The organism is Gemmatimonadales bacterium, from assembly GCA_036265815.1.
Taxonomy (GTDB): domain Bacteria; phylum Gemmatimonadota; class Gemmatimonadetes; order Gemmatimonadales; family GWC2-71-9; genus CAVVWJ01.
On sequence record DATAOI010000015.1, the window covers coordinates 1 to 12,448 of the forward strand.

The window sequence follows — 12,448 nt, forward strand, 5'->3', positions numbered from 1 at the left end:
AGCGGATGGGTCGCGGTGCAGGCCTATACGTTCCGCCGCCGGCTGGGGCGCCGGGTGGCGGTGATCGCGGTGAGCGACGCCGGGATCGGGTTTCGCCGATCGCTGGAGAGCACCCAGGCCAAGCGCTACGGCGAGCGCTGGGGCGACGGCGCGGCGCTGGAGGCGGCGTTGATTCAGAACGTGAGCCGTTTCCGCGATCCGGGCCGGGGCCAGGGCCTCGCCGCCATCAAGCGGTTCCTCGACCAATGGAAGGGCAAGATCTCGATCCGCAGCGGCACGGCCCGACTTGCCATCGTGCCCGCCTGGGATGAGGATGTTCCGTTGAGCGACCACCTCCCCTTCTTTCCCGGAGCCCAGGTGCAGATCACCATCCCCGCGCAGAGCGCCGAGGTCCGATGATCGAAACCATCCGGATCGGCCACCTGTTGCGTGAGACGGTCGCCGCGCCCTACCGCAATCTGGTCACCCGCCCCACCGGCGTGGCGGTGCGCACCCGCATCGAGGAGGCGCTGGCCCACTCCAGCTGCCAGACGGCCTTTCTGGACTTCTCCGACATCGAGCTGCTCGACTTCAGCTGCGCCGACGAGGTGGTGGCCAAGCTGCTCCTGGCCGATACCGAGCGCGGCGTCCGCTTCCTGGTGCTGCAGGGGCTGCGAGAGGACCAGCACGAGGCGATCGATCACGTGCTGACCCACCACCGGCTCGTGATGGTGGCGCTGCCGGGTGACGATCACGGCGTTCCGCGGCTGCTCGGCTGGGTGAGCGCGGACGCGCGGACCGCGTTCGCCTACGTGTGTGAGCTGGGGCCGCTGAGCGGGGCCGAGCTCGCGCGGGTCCTGGCCTGGAGCGAGGCGCGGAGCCGCGAGGCGCTGCAGTCGCTGGAGCTGCAACGTCTGGTGCGTCGCGACGGCGAGCTGTATCACCCGCTTCTCATCACATGACCCCCCGCCGCCTCGGACTCTCGACGACGGCGATCCACGGTAATCCTCATCGGCGGGCCGACTGGTCGCCGGTGGCGCCGTCCATCGTCCAGAGCAGCACGTTCACCAATCCGGTCGGCTCCCAGGAAGACATTCTCTACGGTCGCTACGGCAACACGCCCAATCAGGTCTCGGTGGCCGCGAAGTACGCCCTGCTGGAGGGGGCGGAGGACGCGATCTTCCTGGCCAGCGGGATGGGGGCCACGGCCCTGGCCCACCTGGCGGTGCTCCGCCCCGGCGACCACCTGCTCAGCAGCAGCTGGATCTACGGCGGCACCCAGGCACTGTTCGACGAGGAGCTGGGCCGGTTCGGGATCGAGATTACCTACGTCCGGCCGGACCAGCCCCGACTCTGGCGCCGCTCGGTGCGGAAGGGCACCCGCGCCATCTTCGTCGAGACGCCCACCAACCCGCTCATGCGGCTGGTGGACATGATCCCGGTGGCGCAGGTGGCCAAGGAATTCGGGCTCGCCCTCCTGGTCGACTCCACCTTCGCCAGCCCGATCAACTTCCGCCCACTGGAGCACGGCGCCGACGTGGCGATCACTAGCGCCACCAAGTACCTGAACGGCCACAGCGACGTCGTCGCCGGAGCCGTGGCGGGGTCGACCTCGCTGGTGGAGGAGGTCAACCGGCTGGTACGCCGGTGGGGTCAGGCGATCGATCCGCACACCGCCTGGATGGTCGACCGGGGGATGCGGACGCTGGCGCTCCGGATGGAGCGGCACAACATCAACGGACTGGCCGTCGCGCGCTGGGCCGAGGCGCAGGCGGGGTTCGCCAAGGTGCACTATCCCGGCCTGCCGTCGCATCCGGATCACCAGCGCGCCAAGAAGGTGCTCGACGGCTACGGCGGCATGGTGGGGCTGGAGCTCAAGGGCGGACCCAAAGCGGCGGAGCGGATGCTCAAACGGCTCAAGCTGATCCTCCACGCACCCAGCCTGGCCGGGGTGGAGTCGCTGGTCTCCGAGCCCCGCCTCACCTCCCACAAGGATCAGACGCCGTCGGCCCGGGCGGCGTTGGGCATTCCGGACGGCTTTCTCCGGCTGAGCTGCGGGATCGAGGACAGCGACGACATCATCGCTGATCTGGCGCAGGCGCTCGGGTGATTATTTTCCTTTCGTGATCCGCCTCTCCCACGTTCACAAGTCATATCCCAACGGCGCCCTGGCCCTCAAGGACGTCTCCTTCCGCGTGAGCAAGGGCGAGTTCGTGTTCCTCACGGGACACTCCGGCGCGGGGAAATCGACCATCATGAAGCTGCTCTTCGCGGAGCAGCGGCCCACTACGGGCGAGGTGCGGGTCTCGGGCTATAGCCTGGGCGACCTGCGCCCGGCGGAGGTCCCCAAGCTGCGCCGCCGGCTGGGCGTGGTGTTCCAGGACTTCCGCCTGCTGGAAGACCGCACCGCGGCCGAGAACATCGCCTTCGCGCTGGAAGTGACCGGCGCGCGGAGCGACACCATCGCCGCGCGGGTGATGCGGGTGCTCACCCAGGTGGGCCTCTCCGCCAAGAGCCGGGCCTACCCCCGGGAGCTCTCCGGCGGCGAGCAGCAGCGGGTAGCGATCGCCCGCGCACTGGTGAACGACCCGGCCATTCTGATCGCCGACGAGCCCACCGGCAACCTCGACGAGCGGGCCACCCGCGGCGTGTTCCAGCTGCTGCGCGACATCAACGCCGGGGGCACCGTGGTGGTGATGGCCACGCACGACCTCGATCTGGTGCGGCAGACCACCTACCGCACCATCGAGCTCCGCGATGGCTCGGTGGTGTACGATAGCGCCGAGGACGAGGCCGACGCGGCGGAGGCGGCCACGTGAGGCTGCTGACCCGGGAGGCCCTGCTCTCGTTTCGCCGCGCACCACTCCTCTCGGCGCTCTCCGTCACCACCATCGCCTTCTCGCTTTTTACTCTGGGCCTGTTCGGGCTGGTGGCCATCAACCTGCGCCAGGCGTTGCGGGGATTGGAGGAGCGGGTGGAGATCGTGGCGTTCGTCCTCCGCGGCACCCCGGCAGAGACGATCACGCTGGCTAGCCAGGATATCGCAGCGTTTCCCGAGGTGAAGGACGTGGCGTTCGTCACCGAGGAGCAGGCGTTGGCGCGGGCCCGGCAGGAGCTGGTCGAGTTTCGCGACGCGTACCGCGATCTGCAGGTGAACCCGCTGCCCGCCTCGATCGAGGTCCGGCTCAAGGAGGGGTACCGCGACGCGGCGACCGTGGAACGGGTGGCTCAGCGGCTTCGGGGCTTCGGCTTCGTGGAGGACGTCCGCTTCGGCCGGGACTGGGTCCGCAAGCTCGATCACCTGCGCAACATCACCGGACTGGTCGGGCTGGTGATCGGCCTCGCCTTCGCGGCGGTGGCGGTGGTGATCATCGGCGTCACCATCCGCCTGACCCTGATGCAGCGGGCCCGGGAGATCAGCGTCATGCGGTTGGTCGGCGCCACCAACTGGTTCATCCGGGGTCCGTTCCTGCTCGAGGGGGCGCTCAAGGGCATTCTTGGCGGCCTGCTCTCGCTGCTGCTCTGCTATGCCGGGTACCTGCTCTTCCGGGACAGCAGCGGCGGGACCTTTGCCGGGCTGGTCTTCTTCCGACCCGAGCAGATGCTGCTGATCCTGGTGTTCGGGTTCATGCTCGGTCTGGGCGGCAGTCTGGTGAGCGTGGGGCGGCACTTGAGGCATGTGTAGGGCGGCAAGGGCGGGCTCGGGGAGGGCGGTAAGGGCGGTAAAGCGTTTCGTGCACAACCTCACCGTCCTTACCGCCCTTACCTCCCTCGCCGCCCCGGCCCATGCCCAGCAGCCCTCCGAGCTCGAGGAGAGTCGCCGTCGCCTGGAGGAGATCCGGCGGGAACGGGATCGGCTGCAGGAGCAGCAGCTCCGGCTCCAGGGGCAGGTCCACGACGTACACGACGAGCTCAGCAACCTGGAGCGGCAGCGGGAGTCGACCCAGCGGATCGTGAGCGAGATCGAGCGCCAGATCGGCGGACTGGCGTCCCAGCTCGACCGGTCCAGCGCGGAGCTCATCCTGGCGGAGGACAATCTTGCCGAACGCCGCGCCGTGCTGGAACGCCGGCTGGTGGACATCTACAAGCGTGGCCCGCTCTACACCTTCCAGGCGCTCCTCGCGGCCGAATCGTTCGGCCAGCTGCTCAGTCGCTACAAGTACCTCTACCTGACCAGCCGGCAGGATCGTGCGCTGGTGACCGACGTCGAGCACCTGCGCAACCGTGTGGTGAGCGAGCGGAACAATATCCTCGACGTGCGCAAGCAACTCGACCGGTCCCGGGAGGAGCGCGAGGCCGAATACGCCAAGTACAGTCAGCTTGCCGAAGCCAGGTCGCGCCGGCTGGATGCGCTGCAGCGGTCCGCCCGAAGCACGGAGCGACGGCTCACCACCCTGCAGAAGGACGAGGCCCGGCTCAACGGTCTCCTGGCCGCGCTGGAACGGGCCCGCCGAGACGAGGCGGCCCGAGGGGCGCTCCGCGGCGGTGTAAGCACGCCGGGCTCGATTACCACCGCCGACCTGGGAAAGCTGGACTGGCCCGTCGAAGGGACGATCGTCTACCGTTTCGGGCGGGACACGCTGCCGAGTGGCGGCATCATCCGGTGGAACGGACTCGGGATCGCCGCCGCGGTGGGCACGCCGGTGAAAGCGGTGGAATCGGGGAAGGTGCGACTGGTGGGACAGTTCGGCACGTATGGACTGACGATCGTTTTGGAGCACGGCAACGGCTACTACTCGGTGTACTCCCACCTGCTGAGCGCCGGCGTGCGCCTGGCGGCCGCCGTGGCCAAAGGGGAAGTCATCGGTACGGTCGGCGGGCAGAACTCGGATTACGGCCCGCACCTGCACTTCGAGATCCGAGGCGAGAACCAGGTGGCGCTGGATCCCGCGGAGTGGCTGCGCCGGAAGTAGTCACTCCGCGATGCCGATCCGCTCCCCCGTCTGGGCCTTCCCCCGCATGAGTGCCGCCTCGACCAGCGCATACATGTCATCGGGCTGGGCCGCAGCCGGATGGGGAAACGAGACGATGCCGGCGCTGAAGCTGGGGCGCTCCGCCGCCGCGCCCGGCTCCGCCGCCAGGGTGCCGAGCCGCTCCCGCATGCGGGTCACGCTCCGGCGCGCGCCCTGGGTCCCGGTCTCGGGCAGCACGATGGCGAACTCGTCGCGATCATACCGGGACACGAAGTCGGGCAGGCGCAGCTCGCGGCGGAGCCGGACGCCCACTTCCCGCCGCATCTCCTCGCCCGCGGCTGTGGCGTCCGCGCCGGCCGCGACGTCGAGCAGCACCAGGCTGAAGCTCAGGGAGTACCGGCGGGCCCGCTCGAACTCCTCCTGCAGCCGGCGATCGAGCAGCTGGATCTCGTGCTTGGCATCGCGGTGCGAGCCGGATCCATTCTCCAGCGCGCGCGCGGCCGTCTGGGCCAGAGTCGCCGCCAGCTCCAACTGCGCCGCGCTGAGGTGGGGCTGACTGGATCCGGGTCGGAGCAGGAGCACGGCGGGGACCGCCGTCTCGGCGAGCACGGGCAGGACCACCAGAGTCCCGGCCGGGACGTCCGGCGCCGCGCCCTGGACATCCGGCATGGTCACCGGCCGGCGGCTCCGTATCGCTTCGGCGATCTCGGGGTAGCGGGAGAGGTCAAGCCGTGGCTCGGTGTGGCCGTTCGCCATCTCGGCGACGACTCGACCCTCCTCCTCACCTGGGGTGGTGAGCACGAAGGAGCAGCGCGCGAGGGCGAAGGCGCGGGCCAGCCGGCGCACCAGGGCGAGCACGATCTCCGCCGGCTGCAGCGTCCCACGCGCCTCGGCCAGCAGATCCTCCAGGGCGCGGCGTACCTGGGCCTCGTACGGTGTGCGGCGGGGCGCCTGCCGGTCACGGATGCGGGCCTCGATCCGGGCGCAGAGCTCGGGAAAATGCACCGGTGCGGCGAGCGCGTCGTCGGCCCCGGCGCCGAGGGCGGCGGTGGGAGCCTCGTGGCTCTCGGTGGCGAACAGGACCACCCGCGGAGGAGACTGCCCCAGGCTCTCGAGCGCCTGGGCCATTCGCCCGTCGTCATGGCGCGCGAGGGTGATGAGCAGAGCGTCCGGGGGGGCTTCCCCCGTCGGTGGGAGAACTTCGGTGAGGTGGAAGCCGGCGCGGGTGAGCGCCCGCTCGAGCCCCTCGGGTCTGGCCGACGCATCGCCCGTCAGGACCAGACGCAGGCGAGCGAGTGGCTCGGGATGATTGCCGTTGGTCACATGATCGCGAGGATGAAATGCATCGGTCGGGTCACGAGCTGCTGGGTGCCCACGTCTCGGTACAGGGCGGTATCGCCACTGCGCCCATCCGCGCGCTGAAGATCGGGGCCACCGCGCTCCAGGTGTTCACCAAGACCCCCAGTCAGTGGCGTGAACCGGTGGTAGCGCTCGAGGCTCGGACGGCGTTCCTACGCGAGTTCGAGCGAAGCGGGATCGCACGTATAGTGTCGCATGACTCCTATCTAATCAACCTCGCGTCGCCCGATCCAGTCCTGCGCAAGCGCTCGGAGGCCTCCTTCCGGGCCGAGCTGGAGCGCTGCGAGGCGCTGGGAATTCCTCACGTGGTGTCGCATCCGGGCAATTATATCGATGACCGTGAGGCCGGTCTGCTCCGGAACGCGGCGGCTTACACCCGCTGCCTGAGGGCGGTGCCGGGCTCGGTGGCGGTGCTCCTGGAAACCACGGCTGGTACCGGCACCGCACTGGGGAGCACCTTCGAGGAGCTGGCCGCGTTGCGCGCGGCCATCGGCGAGGAGGTCCGCCACCGCGTGGGATTCTGTGCTGACACCTGCCACCTCTACTCCGCGGGGTATGACCTGGTGAAGGAGTACGACGGCGTCTGGCAGCGGTGGGAGGCCGTGCTAGGGCTGGAGCACCTGCACTGTCTTCATCTCAATGACTCCAAGACCGGCTTCGCCTCCCGGCGCGACCGGCACGAGCTGATCGCCGAGGGCTCCCTCGGGGCCGAGCCGTTTCGCCGGATCATGCGCGACCCGCGGTTCGCCGGGGTGGTCAAGATCCTGGAGACTCCGAAAGGAGACGACGGCTTCACCCAGGACCGTCGCATGTTGCGCCGTCTCAGGGCCTACGCCCGCCCCCGGTCGCGTTGACCGTCCCACCCTTCGCCCGCATCTTCCACGGCATGCCAAAGACAATCCTGCTCCTGGCCTTGCTGCTGCCGGCCAGGGCCCCAGGCCTCGCGGCCCAGACGGAGTACTATGCCCGGCTGGGCGCGGTCGGCGCGAGCAATCTGCTGCGTGACGTGATTGTCATCTCCGAGATCACCGTACGGCAGTCGATCGCGCCGATGCTCGCCCTGGGCGGCTCGATCCCGGTCGGCCCGACCGGCTACCGCGCCGCGATCGAGGGCACGTTCGCCACAGGGAAGTATCACAGCTCCGAGAATGGCGCGGAGACCGACCTCGGCACCCTCCGGACCGGGACCCTGGTGGCCGGCGTGCAGGGACCGATCACCAGCCAGATCCGCTGGCGCGCGGGGCTCGGTGCGATCCACTACTGGCCTGCCGACAAGGAAGGGATCTTCCTCTCGGGCGGCACGACCCGGTTCCTGGTCGGTGCCGGCCTGGACTATCGGCGGCCGGTGCTCCCCGCCTGGGATCTGATGGGCTCGGTCGGGTACGACTTCCACCGGTTCACCACTGAGGAGCTGCGCACCGAGGGATTCGCCCAGAACCAAAGCGTGAGCCGGATCGCGGTTTCCATCGGTCTGGCCCGGAGGACCCGATGACCCCGCGCCACCGCTGGATGACCCTCGGGTTCGCGCTGGCGGCGCTTGCCTGCGGCGACATCGCCTCCCCGCTCAGGAGCGATCTCTACGAGTGGCGGCTCTTCGAGCCACGGGGCACCGGCACCGACACCATCAGCTTTCACTGGCCGGCGGACCGTCTGCCGGTCCGGGTATGGGTAGAGGATGCCAGCGACCTGCCGGCCGACATCACCCAGGCCATCACCACCTGGCGCCACCAGTTTCTCTATCGCGAATTCGACGCTACGGTGGTGAGCGACTCCTCGGCCGCCGACGTCATCGTCCGGGCGGGCCCACCGGCCGGCCCCAAGCTGGCGCGGCTCCGGCTGCACAGCGCCCTCGCCCCCCAATGCTCCGGCGAGACCGACGTCGACATCACCGACGATCATCAGGACCTCCGGCTACCCATCCGGATTTACGTCGATCCCAAATCGGACCCCGGGGCCCCGGGTCTGGCCGAGTGCGTGGCCCTCACATCCCTGCATGAGTTCGGACACTCGCTGGGCATCTTTCGGCATTCGCTCACCGCCACCGACCTGATGTACGCCGACCCGACGGTCTCCCAGCCAAGCCAGCGGGACCGAAACACCGCGCAGTCGCTATACCACCTGCCGTCCACGGTGCAGATCGTCGAGCCCTGAGCCGTCCGGCGACTGTAACGGACCCGGCTCGGGGGCACGGACGCGCGGTTGCCCCGGAGGGGTAACCGGTCGAGATTTCCGGCCCGGACGTCGGCCGTTGCCGGCGTCGGGACGTCCTCTTCCGCGCCACGCGCACCAGGAGCGTATGAGTACCGAGACGACCGCAGTTTCTCGCGAGAGTCTGACCCTCGTCGAGCACGGCCTCTTTCCTATCCGGATCCACGCCAACCTGACGCCGCCCTCCCTGATCGAACACGCCTTGCGCCGGAGCGAAGGACAGCTCTCCGATCACGGGGCGTTCGCCGCGGTGACGACGCCACACACCGGGCGCTCCCCCAAGGACAAGTTCGTGATCGAGGAGACCGGCGCCGCGGACCGGATCTGGTGGGAGCGGAACCCCCGGCTGGACCCGGCGGCGTTCGACCGGCTGTACGACGACGTGCGCGGATACCTCGACGCCCGTGAGCTCTATGTGCAGGACCTGTTCGGCGGGGCCGACCCGGCTTACCGGCTCCCCGTGCGCTTCATCACCCCCAACGCCTGGCACGCGCTCTTCGTGCGGAACATGTTCATCCGCGCGCTCCCCGCTGAGTTGGCCCATTTCCGGCCGGGCTTCACGGTGCTTCACGCCCCGGACCTCCAAGCCGATCCCGAGCGCCATGCGACTCGCAGCGGCACCTTCGTGGTCCTCAACTTCGCCAAGAAGCTGGTGCTGATCGGGGGCACGCGCTACGCGGGGGAGATGAAGAAGGCCATCTTCACCGTGCTCAACTACCTGCTGCCGGCCCAGGGCGTCCTGCCGATGCACTGCTCGGCCAACGTGGGCCCGGCGGGAGACACCGCCGTGTTCTTCGGACTCTCCGGCACCGGCAAGACCACCCTCTCCGCCGACGCCACCCGGCAGCTCATCGGCGACGATGAGCACGGCTGGAGCGACCGCGGAGTCTTCAACTTCGAGGGTGGCTGCTATGCCAAGGTCATCCGGCTCCGCCCCGAGAGCGAGCCCGAGATCTACGCCGCTACCCAGATGTTCGGCACCGTGCTGGAGAACGTGGTGCTGGACCCGGCCACCCGAATGGTCGACTTCGATCTCGACCGGCTCACCGAGAATACCCGGGCGTGTTATCCCATCTCCTACATCCCCAACCATCTGCCCAGCGGGTCGGGCGGCCATCCCAGAAACATCGTCTTTCTCACGGCGGACGCCTTCGGCGTGCTGCCGCCGATCGCGCGGCTCACGGCGGAGCAGGCGATGTATCACTTCCTCTCGGGGTACACCGCCAAGGTGGCCGGCACCGAGCGCGGGGTGACCGAGCCGACGGCGACGTTCTCCGCCTGCTTCGGGGCACCGTTCCTGCCGCGTCATCCCGGGGAATACGCCAGCATGCTGGGCGAGCGGATCGAGCGACACGGCGTGAAGGTGTGGCTGGTGAACACCGGCTGGACCGGTGGACCGTACGGACGGGGGACCCGGATGAAGCTCTCGTATACCCGAACGATGGTGCGGGCCGCCCTCGCGGGGGAGCTCGACAGCGCGGGGTTCGCGCGTGACCCGGTCTTCGGCCTGGAAGTGCCAGTGGCGGTTCCTGGCGTGCCGGCGGAGGTGCTGTCGCCCCGAAGCACCTGGTCCGATCCCGCCGCCTACGATGCCCAGGCGCGCAAGCTGGCCCAGATGTTCCGCGAGAACTTCGAGCAGTATCGCGCCGGCGTGCCCGCATCGGTGGCGGACGCGGGACCCGCGGTGTGAGCCGCCGGACGGGGCCGCGGCCCCGGGAGGGCGCGGAGCTGGAGGTCATCCGCGACCCTCTGTGGGACAACATCCGGCTGGATCGCCCCGCCCTCCTCGCGCTGGATACGCCGACGGTTCAGCGCCTCCGCTACGTGCGACAGGTGGGACATGCCTTCCTGGTGTATCCCGGCGCCACCCACACCCGATTCGAGCACGCGCTCGGCGCGTATCATCTGACTCGCCGGGCGCTGGCCAGCCTGGAAGAGCACGGCGAGCTCGACCTGGTGGCCCAGGAGGATTGCCTCGCCGTGCGCCTGGCGGCGCTGCTACACGACATCGGCCATTACCCGTTCAGCCACGCGCTGGAGGAGGCGGGCTTTCCCTCCCACGAGACGCTCGGCGTGGCCAAGCTCAGGCAGGGGGAGCTGGGCCAGGTCCTGACCGAGATCGGCGGCCGCGGATTTGCCGACCGGGTGGGGGATCTCATCGCCGGCAGGAGCGCGAGCCCGCTACAGGGATTGATCTCCGGCTCGCTGGATCTCGATAAGATCGACTACCTGAGCCGCGACGCCAGGATGTGCGGCGTCCCCTATGGGACGGTCGACGTCGATCGCCTGCTGGCGACGCTGACGCTGGTCGAGACCGGACCCGGGCGGCACCAGGTGGGTGTCCAGGAGAAGGGCCTGAGCGCGCTCGAGTCGCTCCTGTTCGCCAAGTACCAGATGTATCGCAACGTGTACTGGCACCACGCGGTGCGGGCGGCCACCTGCATGTTCAAGCGGGCGGTGCGAGCCGCCGTGGCGCGGGGAAGCCTCTCGGCGGAGTCGATCGCGGAGGCCACCGACGACGGGCTGATGGAGCTGCTGATCAGCCGGGACGGCAACCCGCTGGCGCTCGCCATCCGGGCCAGGCGCCTCCACAAGCGCGCGCTCGACCTGCCTGCCAGCGATGTCTCTCCCGAGGCACAGCCGTGGGTCGCGGACGATCCGGCGCTGCTGGAACGGGTGGAGGACGCGCTCGCCCGGCAGGTCGGGCTCGAGGAGGGGGAGTTGCTGCTGGATTTTCCGGTGCGGTCGTCGATGCTGGGAGTGGATCTACCGCTCCGGACCCGGAGTGGCGCGGTGGAGCGGCTGACCGATGAGGGGCGCGCCGGCCAGCTGGGCCTGCCCCGGGTGGCCGACGAGCTCTACCGCACCGCGCGGCGTCTCCGGGTGTTCGTCGCGCGGACGCCGGCTCGCCCGCTCACCGGGCTGCTGGAGCTGATCACCTGGCCGGCGGCCGAAGTGGAGCGCGCGTTGGCCGGCGAAGCGATCCTTATCTAGGTCCTTATCTAAGCGATGTTGGTATAGACGAAAACCCCAGGGACAGGAGTTAGGATGATCACACGTCGCACATTCGTGGGGCAGGCGGCCGGAGTGGTGCTCGCATCGCTGGGCGGTCGCGCGCTGCTGGCGGAGGCCCGGAACGATCTGGCAACGCCGATCGTGGTCTACAAGAGCGCCAGTTGCGGCTGTTGCGCCAAGTGGGTGGACCACCTCCGGGCCACCGGGTTCACCCCGACCGTCCACGACGAAGCAGACATGGATTCGGTCAAGGACCGGCTTGGGGTGCCCAAAGACGTCCGCTCCTGTCACACGGCCGTGCTGGGCCGGTACCTGATAGAAGGCCACGTGCCCGCCGCCGACCTCCGATCCTTGCTCGCGAGACACCCCGCGATCGCGGGACTCGCGGTGCCGGGAATGCCGGGCGGCACACCAGGGATGGCCTCCCCCGGCGCGCCGGCCGAGCCGTACGAAGTGCTTGCCTTCCAGCTCGATGGGAAGACCCAGAGCTACGCGAGGCACTGAGGACGGGAACGACGGTAAGGGCGGGAAGGGCGGTAAAGACGGAAAGCAACACAGAGCCCTACATGCGCGAACCTTCCCGCCCTTCCCGTCCTTACCGTCTTTCCCCCACCCTCACAATGACTGGGCTGGGATGGTCAGCTCGACGGTTTCCCCCGGCTCGACCGAGATCTCCTCACTCACCGGCTCCCGCGAGCCACCGATGGGGTCCGCCAGGAACCGGAGCTGCAGGCCGGGTTGCAGCACGTAGGCGGGAATGGGCAGCCGGGTGGTGGAGTGCCCGCCCGCGAGACCCAAGCGCACCCGCGTACCCTTGGGCAGCACGTAGATCGTCATATCGGCGAAGTCTTGATTCTCTACTTCGACGGTTGCCCCGGCATTGCGGTCGGGAGCCGGTTGCGGGGAGCCGCCGCCATGGCTGCAGGCGCCGAAGAGGAGAGCGAGCAGCAGGGGCCGGACCAGCGCGCGCATCG

General features: G+C 69.2%; 14 protein-coding genes. 12 read left to right on the top strand and 2 right to left on the bottom strand.

The window, feature by feature from the left end:
- The 6 genes from VHR41_02215 to VHR41_02240 form a co-directional block, all read left to right on the top strand.
- Positions 1-399: hypothetical protein (locus VHR41_02215; protein ID HEX3232983.1), on the top strand; the 399-nt coding region annotated here is incomplete at its 5' end.
- Complete coding sequence (locus VHR41_02220; protein ID HEX3232984.1) at positions 396-941, top strand: hypothetical protein; 546 nt, start codon at positions 396-398, stop codon at positions 939-941. The genes VHR41_02215 and VHR41_02220, both read left to right, overlap by 4 nt.
- Positions 938-2,089 carry a PLP-dependent aspartate aminotransferase family protein gene (locus tag VHR41_02225; GenBank protein ID HEX3232985.1) on the top strand — a complete coding sequence of 384 codons (1,152 nt, stop codon included), beginning with the start codon at positions 938-940 and terminating at the stop codon, positions 2,087-2,089. The genes VHR41_02220 and VHR41_02225 overlap by 4 nt, the downstream gene beginning before the upstream one ends.
- A 13-nt stretch (positions 2,090-2,102) precedes the next feature.
- A complete protein-coding gene (gene ftsE, locus VHR41_02230) occupies positions 2,103-2,798 on the top strand; it encodes a cell division ATP-binding protein FtsE (GenBank protein HEX3232986.1) in 696 nt (231 codons plus the stop codon).
- Positions 2,795-3,664, top strand: a complete 870-nt coding sequence (locus VHR41_02235) for a permease-like cell division protein FtsX (protein HEX3232987.1) — start codon at positions 2,795-2,797, stop codon at positions 3,662-3,664. Before ftsE ends, VHR41_02235 begins: the two co-directional genes overlap by 4 nt.
- Positions 3,665-3,713: 49 nt before the next feature.
- On the top strand, positions 3,714-4,892 hold the full coding sequence (locus VHR41_02240; GenBank protein ID HEX3232988.1) for a peptidoglycan DD-metalloendopeptidase family protein: 1,179 nt from the start codon (positions 3,714-3,716) through the stop codon (positions 4,890-4,892).
- On the opposite strand, the gene VHR41_02245 is transcribed toward VHR41_02240, so the two are convergent.
- Complete coding sequence (locus VHR41_02245) at positions 4,893-6,215, bottom strand: diguanylate cyclase (protein ID HEX3232989.1); 1,323 nt, start codon at positions 6,213-6,215, stop codon at positions 4,893-4,895. It lies immediately after the preceding gene.
- Positions 6,216-6,232: 17 nt separating this feature from the next.
- Between VHR41_02245 and VHR41_02250 the strand changes: the two genes are divergently transcribed.
- From VHR41_02250 to VHR41_02275, 6 genes are all read left to right on the top strand, one after another.
- Positions 6,233-7,105 carry a deoxyribonuclease IV gene (locus VHR41_02250; GenBank protein ID HEX3232990.1) on the top strand — a complete coding sequence of 291 codons (873 nt, stop codon included), beginning with the start codon at positions 6,233-6,235 and terminating at the stop codon, positions 7,103-7,105.
- 32 nt (positions 7,106-7,137) lie between these two features.
- Positions 7,138-7,743 (top strand): hypothetical protein, encoded by a 606-nt coding sequence (locus tag VHR41_02255; GenBank protein ID HEX3232991.1) that lies wholly within the window; start codon positions 7,138-7,140, stop codon positions 7,741-7,743.
- Positions 7,740-8,402 (top strand): hypothetical protein, encoded by a 663-nt coding sequence (locus tag VHR41_02260; GenBank protein HEX3232992.1) that lies wholly within the window; start codon positions 7,740-7,742, stop codon positions 8,400-8,402. The genes VHR41_02255 and VHR41_02260 overlap by 4 nt, the downstream gene beginning before the upstream one ends.
- Before the next feature lie 145 nt (positions 8,403-8,547).
- Complete coding sequence (locus VHR41_02265) at positions 8,548-10,149, top strand: phosphoenolpyruvate carboxykinase (GenBank protein HEX3232993.1); 1,602 nt, start codon at positions 8,548-8,550, stop codon at positions 10,147-10,149.
- A complete protein-coding gene (locus tag VHR41_02270) occupies positions 10,146-11,453 on the top strand; it encodes an HD domain-containing protein (protein ID HEX3232994.1) in 1,308 nt (435 codons plus the stop codon). The genes VHR41_02265 and VHR41_02270 overlap by 4 nt, the downstream gene beginning before the upstream one ends.
- A gap of 54 nt (positions 11,454-11,507) precedes the next feature.
- Positions 11,508-11,978: a DUF411 domain-containing protein gene (locus VHR41_02275; GenBank protein ID HEX3232995.1), complete on the top strand. Its 471-nt coding sequence runs from the start codon at positions 11,508-11,510 to the stop codon at positions 11,976-11,978.
- A gap of 111 nt (positions 11,979-12,089) precedes the next feature.
- On the opposite strand, the gene VHR41_02280 is transcribed toward VHR41_02275, so the two are convergent.
- Complete coding sequence (locus tag VHR41_02280) at positions 12,090-12,446, bottom strand: hypothetical protein (GenBank protein ID HEX3232996.1); 357 nt, start codon at positions 12,444-12,446, stop codon at positions 12,090-12,092.
- Positions 12,447-12,448 lie beyond the last annotated feature (2 nt).